The organism is Ruegeria sp. CK3 (assembly GCF_056536565.1).
In genome coordinates, this window is the sequence record NZ_JBQFPV010000006.1 from 68,069 (window position 1) to 91,099 (window position 23,031).

At 59.1% G+C, this 23,031-nt stretch carries 21 protein-coding genes; 11 read left to right on the forward strand and 10 right to left on the reverse strand.

From position 1 onward, the window contains the following. Window positions 1–55 precede the first annotated feature (55 nt). Window positions 56–676: a nicotinate-nucleotide adenylyltransferase gene (locus ACR0C3_RS09720; RefSeq protein ID WP_480758234.1), complete on the reverse strand. Its 621-nt coding sequence runs from the start codon at window positions 674–676 to the stop codon at window positions 56–58. A gap of 32 nt (window positions 677–708) precedes the next feature. Beyond that, a complete protein-coding gene (locus tag ACR0C3_RS09725) occupies window positions 709–1,179 on the reverse strand; it encodes an MOSC domain-containing protein (protein WP_480758235.1) in 471 nt (156 codons plus the stop codon). A gap of 138 nt (window positions 1,180–1,317) precedes the next feature. Between ACR0C3_RS09725 and ettA the strand changes: the two genes are divergently transcribed. The 4 genes from ettA (at window position 1,318) to ACR0C3_RS09745 (ending at window position 5,405) form a co-directional block, all read left to right on the forward strand. Further along, window positions 1,318–2,973, forward strand: coding sequence for an energy-dependent translational throttle protein EttA (ettA, locus tag ACR0C3_RS09730; protein ID WP_480758236.1), 1,656 nt, complete (start codon window positions 1,318–1,320; stop codon window positions 2,971–2,973). Next, window positions 2,970–4,028, forward strand: a complete 1,059-nt coding sequence (locus ACR0C3_RS09735) for a hypothetical protein (protein ID WP_480758237.1) — start codon at window positions 2,970–2,972, stop codon at window positions 4,026–4,028. Before ettA ends, ACR0C3_RS09735 begins: the two co-directional genes overlap by 4 nt. A 464-nt stretch (window positions 4,029–4,492) precedes the next feature. Next, on the forward strand, window positions 4,493–4,699 hold the full coding sequence (locus ACR0C3_RS09740; RefSeq protein ID WP_170378838.1) for a cold-shock protein: 207 nt from the start codon (window positions 4,493–4,495) through the stop codon (window positions 4,697–4,699). Window positions 4,700–4,850: 151 nt separating this feature from the next. Continuing rightward, a complete protein-coding gene (locus ACR0C3_RS09745; RefSeq protein ID WP_170378840.1) occupies window positions 4,851–5,405 on the forward strand; it encodes a L,D-transpeptidase in 555 nt (184 codons plus the stop codon). Window positions 5,406–5,411: 6 nt separating this feature from the next. Here the strand turns inward: ACR0C3_RS09745 and ACR0C3_RS09750 are convergent, their stop codons facing one another. Then, complete coding sequence (locus tag ACR0C3_RS09750) at window positions 5,412–6,077, reverse strand: arylesterase (RefSeq protein WP_480758238.1); 666 nt, start codon at window positions 6,075–6,077, stop codon at window positions 5,412–5,414. 26 nt (window positions 6,078–6,103) lie between these two features. Here ACR0C3_RS09750 and ACR0C3_RS09755 point away from each other — a divergent pair, with 26 nt between their 5' ends. Continuing rightward, window positions 6,104–6,799 carry an ABC transporter ATP-binding protein gene (locus ACR0C3_RS09755; protein WP_480758239.1) on the forward strand — a complete coding sequence of 232 codons (696 nt, stop codon included), beginning with the start codon at window positions 6,104–6,106 and terminating at the stop codon, window positions 6,797–6,799. Then, the gene (locus tag ACR0C3_RS09760; protein ID WP_480758240.1) at window positions 6,796–9,324 is read left to right on the forward strand and encodes an ABC transporter permease; all 2,529 of its coding nucleotides are present in this window, start codon (window positions 6,796–6,798) and stop codon (window positions 9,322–9,324) included. The genes ACR0C3_RS09755 and ACR0C3_RS09760 overlap by 4 nt, the downstream gene beginning before the upstream one ends. 4 nt (window positions 9,325–9,328) lie before the next feature. On the opposite strand, the gene ACR0C3_RS09765 is transcribed toward ACR0C3_RS09760, so the two are convergent. Further along, window positions 9,329–9,775 carry an RrF2 family transcriptional regulator gene (locus ACR0C3_RS09765; protein ID WP_170490778.1) on the reverse strand — a complete coding sequence of 149 codons (447 nt, stop codon included), beginning with the start codon at window positions 9,773–9,775 and terminating at the stop codon, window positions 9,329–9,331. 95 nt (window positions 9,776–9,870) lie between these two features. Between ACR0C3_RS09765 and ACR0C3_RS09770 the strand changes: the two genes are divergently transcribed. Further along, on the forward strand, window positions 9,871–10,482 hold the full coding sequence (locus ACR0C3_RS09770) for a gamma-glutamylcyclotransferase family protein (protein WP_480758241.1): 612 nt from the start codon (window positions 9,871–9,873) through the stop codon (window positions 10,480–10,482). A gap of 10 nt (window positions 10,483–10,492) precedes the next feature. Here the strand turns inward: ACR0C3_RS09770 and gltX are convergent, their stop codons facing one another. Next, window positions 10,493–11,818, reverse strand: coding sequence for a glutamate--tRNA ligase (gltX, locus tag ACR0C3_RS09775; RefSeq protein ID WP_480758242.1), 1,326 nt, complete (start codon window positions 11,816–11,818; stop codon window positions 10,493–10,495). Between the two features lie 217 nt (window positions 11,819–12,035). Between gltX and ACR0C3_RS09780 the strand changes: the two genes are divergently transcribed. Then, complete coding sequence (locus ACR0C3_RS09780; RefSeq protein ID WP_480758243.1) at window positions 12,036–12,968, forward strand: MBL fold metallo-hydrolase; 933 nt, start codon at window positions 12,036–12,038, stop codon at window positions 12,966–12,968. Between the two features lie 4 nt (window positions 12,969–12,972). Here the strand turns inward: ACR0C3_RS09780 and ACR0C3_RS09785 are convergent, their stop codons facing one another. The 3 genes from ACR0C3_RS09785 to ACR0C3_RS09795 all read right to left on the reverse strand — a co-directional run bounded on the left by ACR0C3_RS09785 (window position 12,973) and on the right by ACR0C3_RS09795 (window position 16,668). Next, complete coding sequence (locus ACR0C3_RS09785) at window positions 12,973–14,304, reverse strand: NAD(P)/FAD-dependent oxidoreductase (RefSeq protein WP_480758487.1); 1,332 nt, start codon at window positions 14,302–14,304, stop codon at window positions 12,973–12,975. Window positions 14,305–14,465: 161 nt separating this feature from the next. Further along, window positions 14,466–14,687, reverse strand: a complete 222-nt coding sequence (locus ACR0C3_RS09790) for a hypothetical protein (RefSeq protein WP_480527608.1) — start codon at window positions 14,685–14,687, stop codon at window positions 14,466–14,468. A gap of 322 nt (window positions 14,688–15,009) precedes the next feature. Then, complete coding sequence (locus tag ACR0C3_RS09795; protein WP_480758244.1) at window positions 15,010–16,668, reverse strand: NAD+ synthase; 1,659 nt, start codon at window positions 16,666–16,668, stop codon at window positions 15,010–15,012. 130 nt (window positions 16,669–16,798) lie between these two features. Between ACR0C3_RS09795 and ACR0C3_RS09800 the strand changes: the two genes are divergently transcribed. Beyond that, window positions 16,799–18,307, forward strand: coding sequence for an MORN repeat-containing protein (locus tag ACR0C3_RS09800; protein WP_480758245.1), 1,509 nt, complete (start codon window positions 16,799–16,801; stop codon window positions 18,305–18,307). 4 nt (window positions 18,308–18,311) lie between these two features. On the opposite strand, the gene ACR0C3_RS09805 is transcribed toward ACR0C3_RS09800, so the two are convergent. Then, entirely contained in the window at window positions 18,312–18,977 is a 666-nt protein-coding gene (locus tag ACR0C3_RS09805; RefSeq protein ID WP_480758246.1) for an SDR family NAD(P)-dependent oxidoreductase, read from the reverse strand. Window positions 18,978–19,268: 291 nt separating this feature from the next. Between ACR0C3_RS09805 and ACR0C3_RS09810 the strand changes: the two genes are divergently transcribed. Further along, window positions 19,269–20,837, forward strand: a complete 1,569-nt coding sequence (locus tag ACR0C3_RS09810) for a 2-isopropylmalate synthase (RefSeq protein WP_170553395.1) — start codon at window positions 19,269–19,271, stop codon at window positions 20,835–20,837. 167 nt (window positions 20,838–21,004) lie between these two features. On the opposite strand, the gene ACR0C3_RS09815 is transcribed toward ACR0C3_RS09810, so the two are convergent. Next, window positions 21,005–21,790 carry a 23S rRNA (adenine(2030)-N(6))-methyltransferase RlmJ gene (locus ACR0C3_RS09815; protein WP_480758247.1) on the reverse strand — a complete coding sequence of 262 codons (786 nt, stop codon included), beginning with the start codon at window positions 21,788–21,790 and terminating at the stop codon, window positions 21,005–21,007. A gap of 155 nt (window positions 21,791–21,945) precedes the next feature. On the opposite strand from ACR0C3_RS09815, the gene ACR0C3_RS09820 reads away from it, so the two are divergent. Continuing rightward, on the forward strand, window positions 21,946–22,992 hold the full coding sequence (locus tag ACR0C3_RS09820) for a rod shape-determining protein (protein WP_039523195.1): 1,047 nt from the start codon (window positions 21,946–21,948) through the stop codon (window positions 22,990–22,992). The last annotated feature ends 39 nt before the right edge of the window (window positions 22,993–23,031 follow it).

Here is a 23,031-nt window from a genome sequence, read left to right on the forward strand (position 1 = left end):
AATCCCAGAGATGAAATTTGGACAACCATTGCATGAGAATATGCAGGCAATGTGGCTATTCGGGCAACACTCCGTTTGCCCAGTTGCCGCGATTGCGAAGATCAGTTGAACTGAGATTGACCATCGGCACGTTCACGAAACACCATGCCGGCGCCTGCGCGCGTCCCAATAGATGCCGCGCCTGCCCGTCAATCCTGTATGGCACATAAACCCGTGCCGCTGGCGACATCCGCGCGGAAATCCGATCCCCTGGTCGCGCCACAACGCCCACGGGGACGCTGTCCATGATCAGCCGCCAGTCCTTCCATTGGTGAAACTGCGCCAGATTGTCGGCCCCCATGATCCAGACGAACCGAACTTGAGGATATAGCCGCCGGAGGGCCACCAGAGTATCCGCCGTCGCCCGCGTACCCGTCAGCGCCTCGATATCCGTAACGTCCACCCGAGGGTGCTGCATCACCGCCCGCGCGGCCTCTAACCGACGCGGCAAAGGCGCAGGCCCTTTCTGTTTCAGAGGGTTACCCGGAGAAACCAGCCACCACACACGATCCAAACCGAAAGCTTTCATCGCCTCAAGCGTGACATGCACATGACCTTGATGCGGAGGATCAAAGGACCCTCCGAACAGCCCAATGACCTGTCCGGGTCGAGCATATGGTATCTGGCTGCGCAACATCCCTAGCTGATGTTCAGAACTGAAGCAGCTTGTCAATCAATCGGTTGCACCGTATCGCCCACCCGAACGCGTCCAGAGCGCACCACTTCGGCGCACCACCCGCCATGCCCACGCACCGCAGAGTAACCACCTTCGCCCAGCGCTTCCTCCATCCGGCTGCAAGGCGCGCAGATCACGGTAAAGCGCAGAACCGCCTCTCCTACCTGCACCTCGCGTCCTTTGAGCGCAGAGAGGTTGATCCCCGAAACCACCAGATTGCGCCGCAATATCTCTGGCGCGATCGGCCCTTGTCCAAGATACGAGCCAATCGCTGCCAGATGCTCCTGTTGGATCAGCGTCACCGCCCGCTTGCCCGAGCGACTGCGATCTCCATCCAAACCATCAGCGGAAATCATAGCGTCGCCTAAAGTGACGATCGCCGCCCGCCGGGCTGGACGCACTCCGATCCAATCGACCCGACCGGGCTTTGCCCAACCAGCAATCAATTCCGCAAGTTCTGACATCTCACGCGCCCCTCAAACCGATGCCACTCTAGCCCGCCCAAGGTCTAAGCAAAAATCACGAAACCACCAGCTTGCCCCGCCCGCCCCGCTTGGATATCAAGCGTTTCAACTCAATTTCCCCGACCCAGAGGACGCGACATGGCCGCCTATCAATATGTCTACCACATGCAGGGTGTCTCAAAGACCTATCCCGGTGGCAAGAAGTGCTTTGAAAACATCCACCTGAGCTTTCTGCCCGGTGTGAAAATCGGTGTTGTCGGCGTCAACGGCGCGGGTAAATCGACCCTGATGAAGATCATGGCGGGCCTCGACAAGGATTTCACGGGCGAGGCTTGGGCCGCCGAAGGTGCCAAGGTCGGCTATTTGCCGCAGGAACCAAAGCTGGACGAAACCCTGACCGTTCGCGAAAACGTCATGCTGGGCGTGGCGGAAAAGAAGGCGATCCTCGACCGCTATAACGAACTGGCGATGAACTACTCGGATGAGACCGCCGACGAAATGGCCAAGCTGCAGGACGAGATCGACAGCCAGAACCTGTGGGACCTCGACAGCCAGATCGACGTCAGCATGGAGGCGCTGCGCTGCCCGCCGGACGATGCCAACATCGCCAACCTCTCGGGGGGTGAGAAACGCCGCGTGGCGCTCTGCAAGCTGCTGCTCGAAGCGCCCGACATGCTTCTGCTCGACGAACCGACCAACCACCTGGACGCCGAGACCATCGCCTGGCTGCAACAGCACCTGATCGACTACAAGGGCACCATCCTGATCGTCACCCACGACCGCTATTTCCTGGACGACATCACCGGCTGGATCCTCGAACTCGACCGTGGCCGCGGCATTCCGTACGAGGGTAACTATTCCGCATGGCTGGAACAAAAGGCCAAACGGCTGGAGCAGGAAGCGCGCGAGGACAAGTCCAAACAGAAGACCCTGCAGCGCGAATTGGAATGGATGCGTCAGGGTCAAAAGGCCCGTCAGGCCAAATCCAAGGCCCGGATCAACGCCTATAACGAACTGGCCGAACAGTCCGAACGCGAAAAGCTGACCCGCGCCCAGATCGTCATCCCCAACGGCCAGCGCCTTGGCGGCAAGGTGATCGAGGTCGAAGGCCTGTCGAAACACATGGGCGACAAGCAACTGATCGAAGGGCTGGACTTTGCCCTGCCCCCCGGCGGCATCGTCGGCGTCATCGGCCCCAACGGTGCGGGTAAATCGACCCTGTTCAAGATGCTCACCGGTCAGGAACAGCCCGACAGCGGCACCATAACGCTGGGCGACACGGTCGAGCTGTCCTATGTCGACCAGTCCCGCGACGACCTCAAGGATGGCGATACCGTGTGGGAGGCGATCACCGGCGGCGCCGAGATCATCCAACTGGGTGACGCGCAGGTTAATTCCCGCGCCTATTGCTCGTCCTTCAACTTCAAGGGTGGCGACCAGCAGAAAAAGGTCTCGCTGCTGTCAGGCGGTGAGCGCAACCGCGTTCACATGGCCCGCCTGCTGAAAGAGGGCGGCAACGTCCTGCTGCTCGACGAACCAACCAACGACCTCGACGTCGAAACCCTGCGCGCGCTGGAAGACGCCTTGGTCGATTTCGCCGGCTGCGCCGTTGTGATCTCACACGACCGTTTCTTCCTTGACCGGATTTGCACGCATATTCTGGCGTTTGAGGGCGATGCCCATGTGGAGTGGTTCGAGGGTAACTTCGAGGATTACGAAGAGGACAAAAAGCGCCGTCTGGGACCGGATGCGCTGGAACCTAAGCGCTTGAAGTACAAGAAGTTTGCGCGGTGAATGCCAGCCCCAATACGGAGTTCAAGCGCCAGTGCGTTTTTTGCGGAGACAAGCCACGGTCGAAAACAAACGAGGATATTATACCCCGGTGGTGTTCTAAGCTATCCGGGAAGGACAAAATTCCTATTGTTCTGGCAAAACTGAATGGTGAGTTAATTAAGTTACCTTTCAAAAGGTTGGTGCTACCCGCGTGTGAGACCTGCGACAATTCCAAGTCGGAATTTGAAAATCGACCAAAATACGCCTTCGAAGCTCATTTAGATGGTGAGATAAACGAAGACCAAGCGACTGTTATTCTTGATTGGATGGATAAAATTCGAGTTGGATTGTGGCGTTACGAGTTGGGACTAAACGACGATAGACACTCTATAGAACCTAGGTTCGCTATCAATCAAAGAATTGGAGCACACGACCGGATAGCGATTGTTCAACGTCTTAGGAACAAAGATGTCGAAGGTATAGCGCTTTCAGGTATCAGCAGACACTCGTTCTTAAGACTACCTTCTGTATTTGGCACTATAGTACGAGACGTAGCAATTATTAGCTACTCCGGAGCATATTGCTTATATGACTATTTCGGAATGTCATTCCTTAAGTCAGTGGATGAATTAGACGGAAAAGCAGATACTTCTAGAGTTTTTAAAGGCTTTACGAGCTTAGACAGATCAATCAGAGAGCTTTCGCTAGTCGGTGGAACCCAACTATTTCAGTTTCGAGATTTCTTCCCCGGCCAGCACGTTGGTGCTCTTAACGGCAAAACGTTTTTCAACTCTGGCTCTGGGAATCAAATGTTTGAAGAGGGGCAAAGAGTCACAATTCCTAGAACCAGTTATGGACCGGAATCATTTGGTCCACTTTTTGAACTTAACGTCGTGGAACTACAAATTGCCGCTCGGTACGTAATTTCAACGCTCCCTACCGGCAACCGTATCAAAAATAATCTTCTACTTAAGAAAGAGCTTGAGCACGATGCCAGTTTTTGGCTCGATGCACTAAATAGAAACAGCGTCTTTTATCGAAGGCGTCATCTAATCTCGATACCCAAATCCAAATGATTCAAGCAAGCATAGGATGAGGATTCACCCGATCACTCACTCAAAGATCCTACCCGAACACCCGCACGATCTGCTCCTGCGCACCAAACCACTTGCAAACTTCGACCTCCCAAATGATGGGGTGAAACCCCATCCTACGACTCTCCGAAGGTGCCCTCGTTGACCACACCACTCCGGATCAACACGACCTGCGCGAATACCGCGGTGGATTGACGAATGCGGCCGGACCGAAAGTGAAATTCCGTCGGCGGATTCACGTTCAAATCACCCGTTACGCCCTGAATTCACAGCGCATCCTGTTCAATCCACCCTTGCCACATCCCTGCCCCAATGCCATATCCAAAGGGCTAACGTTTTTCTATTTCGACCCACTGTCTCCTTCTACGGCGCTCAGTCATTCGATCCAGACCGACGACGCCAGGCTGCCGCATCAACGTGGGCAGCACTAAAAAGGAGACACGGATATGCCTGCAGGCACCGTAAAATGGTTCAACACCACCAAAGGCTACGGCTTTATCGCACCCGAAGATGGCGGCAAAGACATCTTCGTTCACATCTCGGCTGTCGAGCGTTCGGGCCTGACCGGTCTGGCCGACAACCAGAAAGTCACCTACGAGCTGCGCTCGGGTCGTGACGGTCGCGAAAGCGCAGACAATATCGAACTGGCATAAGCCACTCGGACGGGCGGGGGTAAACCCCGCCCATTTTTGTGGCCGAAAGGCCTCATATCACAATTTCGTAATATCTGCCCCATAATTGACCAATTAAGATATCATTCTGGAATTCGAGTGATGATTTTTCAGGTCAATTCAAGAGGCGCACATGTTTACACGTCGTGTTTTTCTGGCCGGAACGGCCCTGAGCCTTCTCCCCGGTATTGCCGTTGCCAAGAAGGCTGCCGAGTATGATCCCACACCGCAATTTGTCCGGATCAAAAAGCAGTTTCAGCCGGGGCAGCTGCTGGTCGTGCCGCGATCATTCTACCTGTACTACGTGACCGAACCGCGCAAGGCGGTCCGCTATGGCTGTGGTGTCGGCAAAGCCGGGTTGGAGTTCACCGGCACTGCGACCATCGACGTAAAGAAGGAATGGCCCACCTGGCGGCCTACGCAAGAGATGATTGAGCGGGACCCGGTGGCCTATGCCCGTTTCAAGGATAACGACTATGTTCAGCCCGGCGGGGGGGACAATCCGTTGGGCGCGCGCGCGCTCTATCTATTCCAGAACGGGGTCGACACGTATTTCCGCATCCACGGCACAACGCAGCCACAGACGATCGGACGGGCCGCGTCGAACGGATGTATCCGGATGATGAACGAACATGTGGTGGATCTATACAACCGCGTGCCAATTGGAACGGTCGTCACAGTGGTCTAACGGCCCCTAGCCCTGTTCACCCGACATCTTGACCAGTTCCAGCACCAATGGGCCAAGCGCCTCGACAATCCGCGCGACGCCTTGGGCATTCGGGTGAATCCCATCCGGCTGCATGTATTGGCTGACGGCGTTCGGATCACCACCCGAGGCGAGACCGTCAAAGAAACTCTCGGCGTAGAGGACATCAAACTGTTCAGCCAAATCCGGGTAAATCGTGTCGAACGCCTGTTTGTAGTCCGGACCATAGTTGCCGGGGGCCTGCATGCCAATCAGCAACACGTCGACATTGCTTGTTTCAGCCGCGCTCAAGATTGCGGTCAAGTTAGCCCGCGACAGGTCGGGGTCGAGGCCCCGCAGCAAGTCGTTGCCACCCAGCGCAACGATCATCGCGTCCACATCTGGCGTCAAAGTCCACTCGACCCGCGCCGCGCCGCCCGCCGTTGTGTCCCCCGAGACACCCGCGTTGATTAATCGAACCTCAGCGCCGTTCGCCTGCAGCCAGCGTTCAAGCTGTGGGACAAACCCATCCTGTTCGACCAACCCATAGCCTTGGGTCAGCGAATCCCCCATTGCGGCAATCACCACGGGCTCGGCTGTTGCCGTATAGCCCCAACTGACAAACAGCCCTGAAACCAGAACCTTGCGCAGAGCTACAAACGCTCCATATCCCAATTGACTGCCCTCCGATGGAAAGACCAATGACTTCAGCTGTTCTTACGCTCCAAAATGCCTCTTTGTCTCTGGATGGCAATGCCGGGCGGGTCGATATCCTGCATGAAATCTCTCTGTCCGTGACGAAGGGTGAGAGTCTGGGGCTGATCGGGCCATCCGGGTCGGGCAAATCTTCGCTGCTGATGCTGATGGGCGGGTTGGAGCAAGCGACCGGCGGTCGCGTCTCGGCTTTGGGTCAGGATCTGACGACAATGGATGAAGATACTCTGGCCCGCTTTCGACGCGACACGATGGGTATCGTGTTCCAGAACTTCCATCTGATCCCCACCATGACGGCACTGGAAAACGTTGCCACCCCACTGGAGTTGGCTGGCCACAAGGACGCATTCACCCGCGCCGAAGCAGAACTCGACACCGTCGGCCTGTCCCATCGGCGCGACCATTATCCGGCGCAATTGTCCGGGGGTGAGCAGCAGCGTGTTGCCCTGGCCCGCGCCTCGGCCCCGCGCCCTCAGATCCTTCTGGCGGATGAGCCGACGGGCAATCTGGATGAAACCAACGGTGCGGCAATCGTCGATCTGCTGTTCGGCCTGCGGGACAAGCACGGCGCGACCTTGGTGTTGGTCACGCACAGCCCATCTCTGGCAGCGCGCTGCGACTGCGTTGTGCGCCTGCGCGATGGCCGCATCTCGGATGAGACCAATCAAGAGGCAGCGGAATGAGCCTGCGACTGGCCGGACGGCTGGCACGTCGTGAACTGCGCGGAGGCCTGCGCGGCTTTCGTATCTTCCTCGCCTGTCTCGCCCTTGGGGTTGCGGCCATTGCTGCGGTCGGCTCGGTCCGCTCGGCCATCCAGACAGGGTTGACGCAGGAAGGGGCCGCCTTGCTGGGCGGGGACGCGCAGCTTGAGTTCACCTATCGCTTTGCCAGCGACGAAGAACGGCGCTGGATGGACGAGACCGCGCGACAAGTGTCCGAGGTTGTCGATTTTCGGTCGATGGCTGTCGCCGCGCAAGACATCGGAACCGAGCGGGCCCTGACACAAGTCAAAGCGGTGGATGGCGCTTATCCCTTAGTGGGGTCTGTCACTCTGGCCCCGGAGATGCCACTGGACGACGCTTTTGCGGGCGCAGACGGCCTGCCTGGTGCCGTCATGGCCCCCGCATTGATCGATCGGATGGGACTGGTGGTCGGAAATCGTTTTGCCTTAGGCACGCAGGAGTTTGTCCTGATGGCGGCCCTGCGTCATGAGCCGGACGGTGCGGCGGACGGATTCGCCCTTGGGCCAAGAACACTGGTCCGAACCGAGGACTTGCAGGCCTCCGGCCTATTAGCACCGGGCACGCTGTTTTCGACCAAATACCGCCTTGATCTACCCAGAGGCACTAATCTTGAAGACCTCTCCCAGCAGGCCAAGGAGGCATTCGACGGCACCGGCATGCGCTGGACCGACGCCCGCAACGGGGCACCGGGCATAACTGAATTCGTCAACCGCCTCAGCGCGTTTCTGGTTCTGGTCGGTCTTTCGGGGCTAGCAGTCGGAGGCATAGGCGTATCCGCAGCCGTCCGCGCGTACCTGTCACAGAAGACCGAAACCATCGCCACCTTGCGCACCTTGGGGGCCGACCGCGCGACGATCTTCCAGACCTATATGATCCAGATCGGGCTCTTGTCGGGGATCGGAATAGCCATCGGCGTCACATTGGGCGGGGTCCTGCCGCTGGCTTTGGCCCCAATGATCGAAAGCCTGCTGCCGATCCCAGCGGTTTTCGCCCTCTACCCGCAAGCTCTGGCCGAGGCTGCGATCTACGGCATTCTGACCGCTTTCCTGTTTACCCTGTGGCCACTGGCCCGAACTGAGGAGGTGCGCGCCGCCACCCTGTTCCGCGACGCGCTGACTACGGCCAGCGCCCTCCCCCGACCCATCTATGTCATGGCCACCGGTTTCGGGCTGCTCCTGCTGATCGCAATCGCCGCGTGGTTCAGCGGCTCGGCCCGACTGACGCTCTGGACCAGCGCCGGGTTGGTGGGCGCGCTCGTACTTCTGTCCCTGTCGGCCATCGCCATCGGCCGCCTCGCCCGCGCGGGCAAACCCGCAGCACGTGGCCGCCCTGCCCTACGATGGGCGCTCTCGGCTATTTCCGACCCACGTGAGGGCGCGGCATCGGTGGTCCTGTCCCTCGGTCTCGGCCTGTCTGTTCTGGCCGCCGTTGGGCAGATCGATGGGACCTTGCGCAACGCGATCTCGGGCAACCTGCCGGATGTTGCGCCGTCCTATTTCTTTGTCGACATCCAAAAGGACCAGATGCCGGGCTTCACCGAGCGTCTGGAATCCAACCCATCCGTCAGCCGGATCGAAAGCGCACCGATGCTGCGCGGCATCATAACCCAGATCAACGGACGCCCCGCGCGCGACATAGCCGGGGACCATTGGGTTCTTGAAGGCGATCGAGGTATCACTTACTCGACCCGCCCGCCCGAAAACGCCCGCGTTACAGCAGGCGATTGGTGGGCCGAAGACTATTCCGGAGAACCGCAAGTCAGCTTCGCCGCTGAAGAGGCCGCTGAGATGGGCCTGACCCTTGGGGATGAGTTGACGGTTAACATCTTGGGCCGAGATATCACGGCCCGCCTGACCTCATTGCGCGAGGTCGATTTTTCGACCGCAGGTATGGGCTTCATCATGTCGATGAATCCTTCGGCGCTGGCCGGGGCACCACACAGTTTCATCGCCACCGTCTATGCCGAGGAACAGGCCGAAACCGCGATTCTGCGCGATTTGGCTAACCAGTATCCCAACATCACCGCGATCCGGGTGCGGGACGCGATTGACCGGGTGTCGGGCCTGTTGGCCGGGTTGGCGGCGGCAACCTCCTACGGGGCGGGCGTCTCGCTTTTCACAGGATTTTTGGTCCTAATCGGCGCAGCAGCTGCCGGAGAGCCGGCGCGACGCTACGAGGCTGCGGTTCTGAAAACACTAGGGGCGAACCGGCAGCGCATCCTGTTCAGCTTTGCTCTGCGCGCTGTCTTGCTGGGAGCGGCCGCCGGGGGAGTCGCCCTTATGGTCGGCATTCTGGGGGGCTGGGCCGTCGCCACCTATATCTTCGACACCGGCTACGCGGTTATCTGGCCTTCGGCGGTTGGCATCGTTTTGGCCGGAATGGTCGTGACATTGGGCGCAGGGCTTGCCTTCGCCCTACGGCCGCTATCGGTAAGACCAGCCCGCATCCTACGCGCCAGCGACTGATCCCTTAGCGCACGCAGGCGACGGGTTGCAGGATTTTCAACAAAGGATCGTTGTCACAAACCAACGCGTCCAACGTGATTTCGTCAAGCGAGGCGTAAAATACCTCAGCCGCGTCCTTCAGCGCCAGCTTCAATCGACACGCATCGGTCAGAGGGCAGGTGTTGTCGGCATCCGCAAAACACTCGGCAATCGGCAACGCGCCTTCGACATCCCGGAACACCGCCCCCACCCGGATCTCGTCAGCCGAGCGCGCCAGCGACATGCCACCATTGCGGCCCCGTTGGGTGCTGAGATAGTTCAGTTGGCTCAACTGGTTGATCACCTGAGCCAGATGGTTCTCGGAAATGTTGCAGACCTCGGCGATCTCGGCCTTGGTCACCAGCCTCTCGGGATGCGCCGCGCAATACATCAACAGGCGCACGGCAATATTCGTCCGTTTGGTAATCCGCATAAGGGCCTCCCTAAATCAATGATGTGATCTTATTGCATGTCCGGCAAAAAAGCGGTTTGACATACATCAATCGACCCAAAGGACATCTCGCGCTGATGGCAGATCCCTATTTCTTCGGCTATGGCAGCCTCGTGAACCTGGCCACACATGACTTTCCCGATCCCCGGCCCGCAAAGCTCAAAGGTTGGCGACGGGCATGGAAGCATACCGACTTGCGTTCGGTCGCGTTCCTGACGGCAGTCCCTGATCCTGACTCCGAGATCGAAGGCATGATCGCCCATGTGCCCAAAAACGACTGGGCCGCGCTGGATGAGCGCGAGTGGGCCTATGACCGAATTCCCGCCACGCAGTCGGTCGCGCATCCGCTTACGCAGGATGTGGAAATCGCTGTTTATGCGGTGCCGAAGGACCGGCACAATGCGCCGACAGATCATCATCCGCTGCTGCTGAGCTACATCGACGTCGTCGTGCAAGGATATCTGCGTATTTTTGGACCGGACGGGGCCGATCGGTTCTTCGCAACAACGGATGGCTGGGACGCGCCCGTCTTGAATGACAGGGCCGAGCCAAGATACCCGCGCCACCAACAGCTCAAACCTGACGAGACAGAATTTGTTAACGATCGCTTGCGCCGGGCGTCGGTGCGGGTCATCCAACCGCACCAACAAAAAGAGGCAGACGAATTGCCTGCCTCGTTCAAGTTCTAAGGTCCGGCAATCAGCCTTGCGCGCGGATTACTTGCAGCAAAGGCAAGAGTGCCGCCATCTCGGGCCCGCGCTCCATCCCGGTCAGCGCCTTGCGCAGCGGCATGAACAGGCCCTTGCCCTTGCGACCCGTGGCCTCTTTGACGGCCTTGGTCCAAGTGCCCCACGTGTCGCCATCAAACGGACCGTCGGGCAGTAGCGCTATAGCCTCAGCGATGAAGTCGCGATCCTCATCTGCGATCAGAGGCTCCGCCCCATCCCGGCACAGCTCCCACCAACCTTTGAGATCGGCCAGAGTGGTGATGTTCTCGCGCGCCATAGCCCAGAACGGCTCAGCCAGATCGGCAGGGACGCCCGCCTCGGCAACGGCGTCTGCAACATCCGCCAGCGGCAGCGATTGCAGGTGCTTCGCAGTCAGCGGGAACAGGTCCTGCACATCGAACTTGGTCGGAGCTGCTCCAAAACGGTTGATATCGAACCCGTCGATCAGCTCGGCCATCTCGGAACGCAGCTCAACCGGATCAGACGAGCCTAGACGCGCCATCAAGCTCAGCAAGGCCATCGGCTGCACGCCCTGTTCACGCAGATCACGCAGGGCCAGCGTGCCCAGACGTTTCGACAGCGCCTCGCCCTGCGGGCCGGTCAGCAGCGAATGGTGCGCAAAACGGGGGCAAGCGCCACCCAACGCCTCGATGATCTGAATCTGCGTTGCAGTGTTGGTGACGTGGTCCGAGCCACGCACCACATCGGTCACGCCCATCTCGGTATCGTCCACGACAGACGCAATCGTGTAGAGAACCTGCCCATCGCCGCGGATCAGCACCGGATCGGAAACCGAGGCCGCATCGATCGAGATGTCGCCCAGAATGCCGTCATTCCACTCGATCCGTTCGTGATCCAGCTTGAAGCGCCAGACGCCATTGCCACGCTCAGCCCTCAGCGCGTCTTTCTCGGCCTCACTCAGGTTCAGCGCGGCGCGGTCATAGACCGGCGGCTTGCCCATGTTCAGCTGCTTCTTGCGCTTGAGGTCCAGCTCAGTCGGCGTCTCAAACGCCTCGTAAAACCGGCCCATCTCGCGCAGCTTGTCAGCGGCTTCGGCGTAGCGGTCCAGACGTTCGGACTGACGCTCGACCCGATCCCAGTGCAGACCCAGCCACTCAAGATCCTGTTTGATCGCGTCGACATATTCCTCTTTCGAGCGCTCAGGATCGGTATCGTCGATGCGCAGGATGAAGGTGCCGCCTGCTTTGCGGGCGATCAGGTAGTTCATCAGAGCGGTGCGCAGGTTGCCCACATGGATATAACCGGTGGGCGACGGGGCGAAACGGGTGGTTGTCATGGGTGTCTCCTGTTGGCGCGGCTCTTGTCACAAAGGCGCGTTTTTGTCCAGCAGGCGTTTCGGACTACCCAAGTTCCGCAGGACCCCCCAGATCGCAAGATGAACAAATATTAACACGCAATGTTCATCCACGCAGACTAAGTACCGGTGTATAAGGTGGCACGCGACCCGAAGCGAACTACCTTTTTCGCTGGCGTTCTGACAGGGAGACTAAGAAATGGCCATCAATTTAACACGCAGAGCGGCCCTGGGCGCCGCAGCAGCCCTTCCATTTGCATCCGCAGCGACCCCACTTTTGGCGGCCGGAGCCGAGACAAAGGCGAACTCGACCATCGCAAGATCATTCCAGCTGGGCGACTTCACGGTCACAACCCTGCTGGATGGCAGCTTGCCGCGCGACGGTGCGCAGGAAATCTTCGGTGGCGGCGCCTCGGATGAGGAATTCGCCAAAGTATCAGCCGAAAACTTCATCTCGCCTGACGTGGCACAGTTCTTTTTCACGCCGACTCTGGTGAACACAGGCTCAGAGCTGGTCCTGTTCGATACCGGACTTGGACAGGGCGGCATTCAGGCCGCTTTGGCAGATGCAGGTGTCACGCCCGATCAGATTGATGTGGTTGTGCTGACCCACATGCACCCGGACCATATCGGCGGCATGACCACCAATGACGCGCCGACATTCCCCAATGCCCGCTATGTCACTGCTGCACCGGAATATGACTTCTGGTCCGCTCAAGAAGCCGGGAACCGGGTCGGCGATCTGGTCGCGACCAAAGTCACCCCTCTGGCCGAGAAGATGAGTTTTATCAAGGACGGCGGAGACGTAGCCTCGGGCGTGACGGCGATGGCGACCTTTGGACATACCCCTGGTCACATGGTCTATCACCTGGAAAGTAACGGCCAGCGTCTTATCCTGACAGCGGACCTTGCCAATCACTATGTCTGGTCCTTTGCGCACCCAGAATGGGAAGTTCGGTTCGACATGGACAAAGCCGCCGCAACGGAATCACGCCGTAAGATTTTGGGCCTGCTGGCCGCCGACAAAGTACCGATGATCGGCTATCACATGCCCTTCCCGGCTGCCGGTTTCGTGGAAACCCGAGGGGACGGGTTCCGTTTCGTGCCCGTCAGCTATCAGATGGCAGGCTAAGCCTTCAATACCCGGGGTCCGGCCGGACCTTTGAGCCATCGGCAAACCGAGACAAGCGAAACGCGGCCGGATCCACACAGGGCGTTCTGTGCATAACCAGGTCTGCCATCAACAGGCCCGCACCGGGGCCGATGCCGAAACCGTGGCCAGAAAATCCGGTGGCAATGAACAGGCCCGGCAGATCATCGACCGACGACATCACCGGGATCGCGTCCGGGGTCACGTCAATCATCCCCGCCCAGCTTTGGACGATCTCGGCCTGTTCCAGCGCCGGATAGCTCTTGCGTGCATTCGCCCATGCGCCGCGTATGACCTTTTGCGACGGCTCTGGATCCAGCACGCGGCAATGTTCGAACGGAGTCACATCGGTGGGCAGCCAGCGCCGATCCTCTCGAGCCTCGGTCGCCCAGCGGCCTGACAGTCGAAAGCGCAGCGATCTCCATTCCTGCGCGAAGGCTGGCAGGAACTTAAAGGCAAGCCGGAAACTGTCGGGCACGATATCCACCGTGTTTTCATGACCCGAGGCGATGGTATAGCCGCCATCCGCCCGCTTTCGGATTGCAAACCCATCCGACCACAACGCGACCTCTGGCCCCTCGGCCACCGGCGACGCGCGCATAACTGTGTTCAACACCTTAAGCTGAGGCAGGTCGATCCCTGCATTTCCCGCAAACAGGCGCGACCACGCCCCGCCCGCCAACACCACCCGGTCACACGCCACGCGGCCCCGTTCGGTGAACACTCCGGCAACGCGACCCTCTTGCATATCGACGCTACGCACGGCGCAATTGGTCATGACGATTGCCCCGCGATCACGAGCGGCGTCAGCAATGGCGGGGGCGGCCCATTGCGGCTCGGCCCGACCGTCTTGCGGCATGTAGAGACCGCTTGAGATATCCGACTGCGCCCCGGGCATCAGCTCGGCCAGTTCCGCACCAGCAACGATCCGCGCGCCAGTGTCCAACCCGTCGACATGACGCATCCAACGTTCAAGATTGCGCGCTTCCCGCTGGCCTGAGGCCCCGAACAGAATCCCTGACTGCGTATAGCCGGTCTGACGCCCGATCCGGTCCTCCATCCCGCGCCAAAGGCGCAGGGATTCTTGCATCAAAGGGATCTCCCTCGGGTCACGCATCCCGAGACGCACCCATCCCCAATTGCGAGAGCTCTGCTCGCCCGCGATCTGGCCCTTTTCACAGAGCAGGACCGAAACGCCCCGCTCGGCTAGCTCCAAGGCTGTTGATACACCAATGATACCGCCGCCAATCACCACGACATCGGTATGTTTCGGCAGTGAGAGATCGGAGTCGAAGACAGTAGGCTTGGGACCGGGCATCAAAAGCTCATGGACAATCGCATGGACCGCCATGGAGACCGACCGCTGCGCCACTGGCAACCGGTTTTTTGAGGCTCACATAAGGATTGTGCAGACCTGTGGCGCGTACGCCAAAGGTGCCGCGAAATATGCCGCACCGTCTACGACTTTAGTCTAGCGATTTACGCCGCGCCTGACAGCTCAGCCCATTTCTGACGCAGATTGGCCGAGAACCCGCTCGCTTTGGGCTTCGACCCGGTCCGGACCTCTTCCTGAGGGACGAGATCAGGGAATTCAGGCCGCTTCATCGGCGCGACATTCTGCTGACCTGCATCTTCCCTCAGCATGTCCGCAATGGCCGCATCCAGTTTCTCCTCGTCCAACTCTTGAGGAGGAGATTCCATCGTATTCAGCGCACGCGGCGCGTGAAGCGATTTATCATATTGCTCATTCATCGTAACACCACACTGTTCACTCAGACATCCCACCCGGATGTGGCGTCGTCAGGCTAGAAACAGTTTGCCATGACCCTGCGCCCCTCGCAGCAATACGTCACACCCGCCTCACATGAGGCAATATCCAAGCATAAATGTGGCGGAAAAATGTCGCAATAACAAGGGTAGGCCGTGGAACACCCCGGAAAACCACCCGTACGCGTACGGTATCGGAAACAATGATGCAGTTTAGAGCATCACCATACCAAAAATGGGAAACAATCCGCCTTGTTTATCCCTGATCACGCCAACGATTCACAATTGGATAGCGACGATCCAACCAGAAGGCCCGGCTGGTCAGGCGCGTGCCAGGGGCGGATTGGAACCGTTTATACTCGCTGATGTAAATCAGATGCTCTACCCGTTTGGCATCGACCTCATCGAAACCGGCCGCAACACAATCGGCAATCGAGCCATCCTGATCGACCAGGATATCCAAGATGCCATCCAGAACCGGATAGTCCGGCAGGCTGTCGCTGTCTTTCTGATCTTCGCGCAGCTCGGCGCTTGGGGGTTTGTCGATGACCGACGGTCGGATGACCTCGCCTTCAGGCCCCATCATCCAGTCGCGATGATTGGCGTTGCGCCAGCGGCAGGTCTCGAACACGCGGGTTTTGTAGAGGTCCTTGATCGGGTTGTAGCCCCCGTTCATGTCCCCATAGATAGTGGCATAACCAACCGCGACCTCGGATTTGTTGCCGGTGGTCAGCAGCATCTCACCAAACTTGTTCGAGATCGCCATCAGCAACACACCACGCAGGCGCGACTGGATGTTCTCTTCGGTCAGGTCGGCATCACGACCCGCGAACAGAGGGGCCAGAGTTTCGGTCACCGCAGCGCGGCTGTCCGAGATCGGCACGTAGTCATAGTGAACACCCAGCGCCTTGGCGACTGCCTCGGCATCATCCAGCGAGGCCTTGCTGGTGTATTCCGATGGCAGCATCACGCAGCGCACATTTTCAGCGCCAATCGCGTCGACGGCAATGGCCGCAACCAGGGCTGAATCGACCCCGCCTGACAGCCCGAGAACCGCCTTTTTGAAACCGGTCTTGCCCATGTAGTCACGCAAGGATTGGACCATGGCACGGTAGTCCTGTTCCCACACATCCGGTTGGGGGACGATCTCGGCCGGGGCGATGCGCCAGCCGTCATCGCCACGCTCAAGATCCACATGGCGTATCGCTTCGTCGAATACAGGCATGCGGAAGGCAAGCTCACCACCCGGGTTCAGGCCAAAGGTTGCCCCGTCAAACACCTGATCATCCTGCCCGCCGACCATGTTCAGATAGATCAGCGGCAATCCGGTCTCGACCACGCGCGCCACCATATGGTTCAGGCGCACATCATATTTGTCCCGAAAATAAGGAGAGCCGTTGGGGATCAGCAGAAACTCTGCCCCGGTTTCCTCCAGCGTTTCAGCCACGTCCGGGTGCCAGCCATCTTCACAGATCGGGCTGCCGATGCGGAAATTGCCCACCGAGTACGGCCCACCCAGCGGGCCGGAATCATACAAGCGCACCTCATCAAAAACGGTTTCGTTCGGCAGGTGGTGCTTCAGGGACTTGCTGGTGATTCGGCCACCATTCAGGATCAGATAAGCATTGTAGAGGCTTTCATCTTCGACCCACGGCCCGCCGATGGCAATGGCAGGACCCTCCGCACAATCCACAGCTAGAGCCTCGATCGCGGCCATGGCAGCGCGGTGAAACACGGGTTTCATCACAAGGTCCTGCGTGTTGTAGCCGGTGATGAACATCTCGGGGAAGGCGACAATATCGGCCCCGGCCTCGCGGGCCTCCTGCCACGCTGCGCGCGCTTTGGCGGCATTGCCGGAAATATCCCCCACGGTGGGGTTAAGCTGCGCCAGAGTGATGCGGAAACGGTCGGCCATGCTGCCCTCTTGCCTTCGTCAGTCCATTTGCATTTAGCAGATCACCGCGCGAGTGAAAGGGCCATGCGGCAAAAGCCGTTGCTCTGCCCGTGACGGTCCCTTAGTTTTGCGCCGAAGAAAGCAAGCAATGATGACCGGGCAGGCAGGAACAACAATGGATGTGATCCGCAATTCGATTGCTGCAGGGGCCATGACCCTGATCGCAGCGGCAGCCTTTGCACAGGACGGAGCAGTCATCGTCAAAGATGACGAGGTCGGAGGCGTCTACGAAGGCACCTTCCTGAACGGCTTGCGGCATGGGACCGGGTCGTATCGGCTACCCAACGGGTTCGAGTATTCGGGCGAATGGATCGAGGGCAAGATTCAGGGGCAAGGCACGGCGCGTTTTGCGAATGGCGCGATCTATGAAGGTTCCTTCGCCGATGGCCAGCCGGACGGCCAGGGCAAGATCACCTATCCCGATGGCGGCACCTATGAAGGGACGTGGTCCAACGGGGCCATCAACGGAACCGGCGTGGCCCAATATGCCAATGGCCTGCGATATGAAGGCGCGTTCAAAGACGCGCGCCATCATGGCAAGGGCACTCTGTCCGACCCCAACGGCTATTCCTACGAAGGCGACTGGGTCGACGGGGAAAAGCAAGGCATGGGCAAGATCACCTCGGCCGATGGCTCGGTCTATGAAGGTGAGATCGAACAGGGTCAGCGCCATGGTCAAGGTCGTCTGGTTCAGTCGGACGGCGTTGAATATGACGGTCAGTGGCAGAACAACGTCATGACAGGCACCGGGCGGCTGACGCTGGCCAACGGGGATGTCTACGAGGGCGCATTGCTGGACGGGCGCCGTCAGGGCAAAGGCAAGGAAACCTATGCCAACGGCAACGTTTATGAGGGCGACTACGAAGACGATCAGCGCCACGGCAAAGGCACCTTCACCGGAACGGATGGCTACAGCTACACAGGCGACTGGTCCCGTGGTCAGATCGAGGGCTTTGGCGAGATCACCTATCCGGACGGCTCAACCTATATCGGCGAACTCAGCGCGGACCTGCCTCATGGCAAGGGCCAGAACACCTATCCCGACGGCACCGTCTATGATGGTGAGTGGGTTGCGGGCGTGTTCGAAGGCCGAGGCAAGGCCACATATCCAAACGGTGTCGTCTATACCGGCGAGTTCCGGAATGCGGTGAGCCATGGCACTGGCATCGTCACCTTTGCCAACGGTTACCGTTATGAGGGCGAATGGGTTGATGGTGCGCGACAGGGCAAAGGCAAGGCCAGCTACGCGGACGGCACGATCTATGACGGAGATTTCCTGAATGGCAAGCGCCACGGCAAAGGCACGATCACAACGCCTAGCACCTTCACCTACACGGGCGATTGGGTTGACGGCAAAATAAGCGGAGTGGGTGTTGCGACCTACAGCACGGGCGATGTTTACGAAGGCGGTTTCCTCGACAACAAACGCCACGGCGAAGGCACCATGCGCTATGCCAACGGGCAAGAGGAGTCTGGCGTGTGGGACAATGACGCTCTGCCCGCGCAAAGCGCAGCAGAAGAAGCGCCCGCGCAAGAGGGTGAACCCGCTCAGGCGGAAAACACTGAGGAACCAACGGAGGCCGAACCCTCCGACGGTTAATCCACTACCACGGAACGGATTTTCCAGCCCAATCGAAGAACCCACCCGTGTCATCGGTCGTTAGACCGTTGACCACGTTTAGCAAATTCTGAGCGGCCTCTTCAGGCTCCACCGCCGGATGCCGACCAAGGTATTTCTGCGTGAAGGCCGTTTTGACGGTGCCGGGATGCAAAGACACGCAGATCGCCTGTTTGTGCGTGCGCGAAAGTTCGATCGCCGAGGTATGGACGATCTGATTCACCGCAGCTTTTGCGGCCCGGTAGCTGATCCAACCCCCGATCCTGTTGTCTCCGATCGACCCCACACGCGCCGACAGAACACCAAAAACAGATCGCCTATCGCGTGGTAGCAACCTGTGCGCACGGCTGAGGACCAAGGCCGGACCAACCGAATTCAACGCAAACTGATCCATCATGGCCTGCGCCGATACAGCTCGGATCGTTTTTTCCGGCTCCCCCCCATTGACCTCCAACGCGCCGGAGACGACCAAAACCAGATCGAACGGATCAGGCAGGTCATCCAACATCTGCAAAGACTCGTCCGGTTGGGTCAGATCAAACCCGTCAACCGACCGGGACAGGCTCGTAACCTGTGTACCCTGCCCCTCAAGACGCGCGCAAAGCGCCGAACCAATTCCGCCAGAAGCGCCTATAACCAAAGCTGTTTTCATGTCTCACGACCTAGCGGCGGCGATGGTTGGATCAATGATAGGTCTCCAAGAATTCGCACAGAAAGGACCACGCCCTCATTTTGGTTCTTTTCATTCCGCGCAAGCTGGGTATAACCTCATCCTCATGATCAACCGCGCAGATATCCTTGTTGCCGACACCGCCGTTCGCGGTGCGTCGCTGCGTGGCCTACTGATCCTAATCCGCCTCTGAGCGTGCCATCCGGCGCGCCCGCTCAGAGGAGGACGCCAGCGCGCCAAGAGGCTTTAGGACAGAAGAAGAAAGAGAACCCCATGACCAACGTGACCGACCAAGACCGCGTCTTGATCTTCGATACCACTTTGCGCGACGGCGAGCAGAGCCCCGGCGCAACCATGACCCATGACGAAAAGCTCGAGATTGCCGAGCTGCTGGACGAAATGGGCGTCGACATTATCGAAGCCGGTTTCCCCATCGCATCCGAGGGCGACTTCAAGGCCGTTTCCGAGATCGCGCAACGCTCGAAAAACAGCCGTATCTGCGGTCTGGCCCGCGCGAACTTCGCCGACATTGACCGCTGCTGGGAGGCGGTTAAACACGCCGAGAAGAACCGTATTCACACCTTCATCGGCACATCCCCCCTGCACCGCGCCATTCCGAACCTGACGATGGACGAGATGGCCGAGAAGATCCACGAAACCGTCAGCCACGCGCGCAACTTGTGTGAAAACGTTCAGTGGTCACCGATGGATGCGACGCGGACAGAGTGGGACTACCTCTGCCGTGTAATCGAGATTGCGATCAAAGCAGGCGCAACCACGATCAATATCCCTGATACGGTGGGGTACACCGCCCCGGTCGAAAGCGCCGATCTGATCAAACGCCTGATCGAGACCGTACCGGGCGCGGATGAGGTAATCTTTGCCACCCACTGCCACAACGACCTTGGCATGGCGACCGCGAACTCTCTGGCCGCTGTTGCAGGTGGTGCGCGTCAGATAGAATGCACGATCAACGGTTTGGGCGAACGCGCGGGCAACACGGCTTTGGAAGAGGTTGTGATGGCGCTGCGCACCCGCAACGACATCATGCCTTGGCACACGGGCATCGACACGACCAAGATCATGCATATCTCGCGCCGCGTGGCGACCGTGTCGGGCTTCAACGTTCAGTTCAACAAGGCCATCGTCGGCAAGAACGCTTTCGCGCATGAAAGCGGCATCCATCAGGATGGCATGCTGAAGAACCGCGAAAACTTCGAGATCATGCGCCCAGAGGATATCGGTCTGTCCGGTACCTCTCTGCCTTTGGGCAAACACTCAGGCCGCGCCGCGCTGCGCGACAAGCTCGAAACGTTGGGTTTTGACGTCGGTGACAACCAGCTCAAGGACATCTTCGTTCGGTTCAAAGATCTGGCCGACCGCAAGAAAGAGGTGTTCGACGATGACCTCATCGCGTTGATGACCATGGACGAGCATGACGACTACCTGCAGCTTGTTTCAATGAAAGTGACTTGCGGCACCGGCGGTCAGGCCGAAGCAACCGTTGAGCTTGAGATGGACGGCAAGGACATCATCGCCACCGAGCATGGTGACGGGCCTGTGGATGCTACGTTCAAAGCAATCCGCGCGATCTATCCCAACACCGCCCGGTTGCAGCTGTATCAGGTTCACGCAGTGACCGAAGGTACCGACGCGCAAGCCACCGTCTCGGTCCGCCTGAGCGAAGACGGCATGATCGCAACCGGCCAATCGGCCAACACAGACACGGTTGTTGCGTCAGCCAAGGCCTATATCCATGCGCTGAACCGCCTGATCGTTCGTCGCGAGAAAACCGGCCCCGGAGCAGACACGCGTGAGATCAGCTACAAAGACCTGACCTAGAAACGGCAAAGGGCTCCCGCACCCGCGGCGGTCCGGCTTCGCCGAGACCCACCTTGGGTTTTGGGCCCGAAAGCGCGCCTGCAGCGCGCTGTCGGGCCCAAAACGTTTGACGGCATCTTTGATGCAGGCAAACGGGGCGGAAGCTTTGCTTGCTCCTCAACGCATCTTCAGAGTTGTTTGAACAACCCGGACAATCTGCGGGTTTCCTGATCCAAATCGAAGGGCGCGTTGATCACAAACATTCCAGACCCGACCATCCCATGCCCTTTGCGCGCTGCGGGGAATGTCACTTCGTGTTTCAACACCTTCGGGAAATCTTGAGACGTCAGCGCATCCACCATCGGCTTTTGACGGCCATCTTTCAGGATCGGATACCACAAGGCGATCACACCGACGTTCCACTTGCGATGCAGTTTGGCGATGATCCCCGGCAGGCGGTCGTATTCCGCCTTCACCTCGTAGCTGGGGTCAATCAACAGCATACCCCGTCTGGGCGTCGGCGGCAGCAGGGACTGCGCCAGCTCATACCCGTCCTGCTTGTAGACGCGCGTATTGCCCCCCGGAACTGCCAGAGACAATGCCGCATATTCCTGCGGATGCAATTCAGCGAGGTGCAGACTGTCCTGTGACCTCAGCAGGCTAGCCGCAATCAGGGGCGATCCGGGGTAGCTGGCCTCTCCAAAACGCGCGCGGGTCAACTCGATCGCCTGCGCCAGCGGATGATCATCGCCAAACCATGCACCACGCTGCACCCGCTCGATCCCGGCGGCTGCTTCTCCGGTCTTGCGCGCCTCATCTGAATCTAGCTTGTAAAGCCCACGTCCCGAATGGGTTTCGACATAGGTCAGCGGTTTGTCCTTTTGGGTCAGATAGGACAGCGACCATGCCAATAAAGCGTGCTTTTGCACATCAGCCAGATTCCCAGCGTGGTAAATATGTTGATATGAGAGCATGTTGCCTTCTAAAGTCCCTGCAAATGAGGCGAAAAGGTGCTGATTGCCGTGGAATCAGCCCTTTTACCGGGCGAGTTGGCACCCTATAAGTCATCCGTCCCGGAACCGTCGAGTCGCGGGCAGTAGAAAAACCGACATACAGGATCAGGGGAAACATGGGGATCTTTGGCAATCTGGGCGGCCTGTTCACAGCGGACATGGCTATCGACCTTGGAACGGCAAACACGCTGGTCTACGTCAAGGGGCGCGGTGTGATCCTGTCTGAACCCTCGGTTGTGGCCTATCACGTCAAGGATGGCGTTAAAAAGGTTCTGGCGGTTGGCGAAGACGCCAAGCTGATGCTGGGCCGAACACCGGGTTCGATTGAGGCCATTCGCCCAATGCGCGAAGGTGTCATTGCGGACTTCGACACCGCCGAGGAAATGATCAAGCATTTCATCCGCAAAGTGCATAAGCGTTCGACCTTCTCGAAGCCGAAGATCATCGTCTGCGTCCCGCATGGCGCGACCCCGGTTGAAAAACGCGCGATCCGTCAGTCGGTTCTGTCCGCAGGCGCGCGTCGCGCTGGTCTGATTGCCGAACCGATTGCAGCGGCGATTGGGGCAGGCATGCCAATCACCGATCCGACCGGCAACATGGTTGTCGACATCGGCGGCGGCACCACCGAGGTCGCGGTTCTGTCGCTGGGCGACATCGTCTACGCCCGCTCGGTCCGCGTGGGTGGAGACCGTATGGACGAGGCGATAATATCGTACCTGCGTCGTCAGCAGAACCTTCTGGTCGGCGAATCCACCGCTGAACGCATCAAGACCACCATCGGCACCGCCCGCATGCCCGACGACGGCCGTGGCCAGTCGATGCATATCCGCGGTCGCGACCTCCTGAACGGCGTGCCGAAAGAAATCGAGATCAGTCAGGCTCAGGTGGCCGAGGCGCTGTCAGAGCCCGTCCAGCAAATCTGTGAGGCGGTGATGACCGCGCTGGAGACCACGCCTCCCGATCTGGCCGCGGATATCGTGGATCGCGGCGTGATGCTCACCGGCGGCGGAGCGCTTCTGGGGGATCTGGATCTTGCTCTGCGCGAACAGACAGGACTGGCCGTGTCGATCGCCGATGAAAGCCTGAATTGTGTGGCTTTGGGCACCGGCAAGGCGCTAGAATACGAAAAACAGCTGCGCCACGCGATTGACTACGAAAGCTAAGGCGCGCACCCTTTAGAAAATAGGGTAAACTCGGCCCGA

Bases quoted from the DNA above. Each gene is read 5' to 3' on its own strand.
- ACR0C3_RS09805 (WP_480758246.1), bottom strand. From the start codon at position 18,977: ATGAAAACAGCTTTGGTTATAGGCGCTTCTGGCGGAATTGGTTCGGCG.
- ACR0C3_RS09755 (WP_480758239.1), top strand. From the start codon at position 6,104: ATGACTTCAGCTGTTCTTACGCTCCAAAATGCCTCTTTGTCTCTGGAT.
- gltX (WP_480758242.1), bottom strand. From the start codon at position 11,818: ATGACAACCACCCGTTTCGCCCCGTCGCCCACCGGTTATATCCATGTG.
- ACR0C3_RS09795 (WP_480758244.1), bottom strand. From the start codon at position 16,668: ATGGCCGACCGTTTCCGCATCACTCTGGCGCAGCTTAACCCCACCGTG.
- ACR0C3_RS09760 (WP_480758240.1), top strand. From the start codon at position 6,796: ATGAGCCTGCGACTGGCCGGACGGCTGGCACGTCGTGAACTGCGCGGA.
- ACR0C3_RS09780 (WP_480758243.1), top strand. From the start codon at position 12,036: ATGGCCATCAATTTAACACGCAGAGCGGCCCTGGGCGCCGCAGCAGCC.
- ACR0C3_RS09815 (WP_480758247.1), bottom strand. From the start codon at position 21,790: ATGCTCTCATATCAACATATTTACCACGCTGGGAATCTGGCTGATGTG.
- ACR0C3_RS09720 (WP_480758234.1), bottom strand. From the start codon at position 676: ATGTTGCGCAGCCAGATACCATATGCTCGACCCGGACAGGTCATTGGG.
- ACR0C3_RS09765 (WP_170490778.1), bottom strand. From the start codon at position 9,775: ATGCGGATTACCAAACGGACGAATATTGCCGTGCGCCTGTTGATGTAT.
- ettA (WP_480758236.1), top strand. From the start codon at position 1,318: ATGGCCGCCTATCAATATGTCTACCACATGCAGGGTGTCTCAAAGACC.
- ACR0C3_RS09785 (WP_480758487.1), bottom strand. From the start codon at position 14,304: ATGCCCGGTCCCAAGCCTACTGTCTTCGACTCCGATCTCTCACTGCCG.
- ACR0C3_RS09770 (WP_480758241.1), top strand. From the start codon at position 9,871: ATGGCAGATCCCTATTTCTTCGGCTATGGCAGCCTCGTGAACCTGGCC.
- ACR0C3_RS09810 (WP_170553395.1), top strand. From the start codon at position 19,269: ATGACCAACGTGACCGACCAAGACCGCGTCTTGATCTTCGATACCACT.
- ACR0C3_RS09790 (WP_480527608.1), bottom strand. From the start codon at position 14,687: ATGGAATCTCCTCCTCAAGAGTTGGACGAGGAGAAACTGGATGCGGCC.
- ACR0C3_RS09800 (WP_480758245.1), top strand. From the start codon at position 16,799: ATGACCGGGCAGGCAGGAACAACAATGGATGTGATCCGCAATTCGATT.
- ACR0C3_RS09725 (WP_480758235.1), bottom strand. From the start codon at position 1,179: ATGTCAGAACTTGCGGAATTGATTGCTGGTTGGGCAAAGCCCGGTCGG.
- ACR0C3_RS09740 (WP_170378838.1), top strand. From the start codon at position 4,493: ATGCCTGCAGGCACCGTAAAATGGTTCAACACCACCAAAGGCTACGGC.
- ACR0C3_RS09820 (WP_039523195.1), top strand. From the start codon at position 21,946: ATGGGGATCTTTGGCAATCTGGGCGGCCTGTTCACAGCGGACATGGCT.
- ACR0C3_RS09745 (WP_170378840.1), top strand. From the start codon at position 4,851: ATGTTTACACGTCGTGTTTTTCTGGCCGGAACGGCCCTGAGCCTTCTC.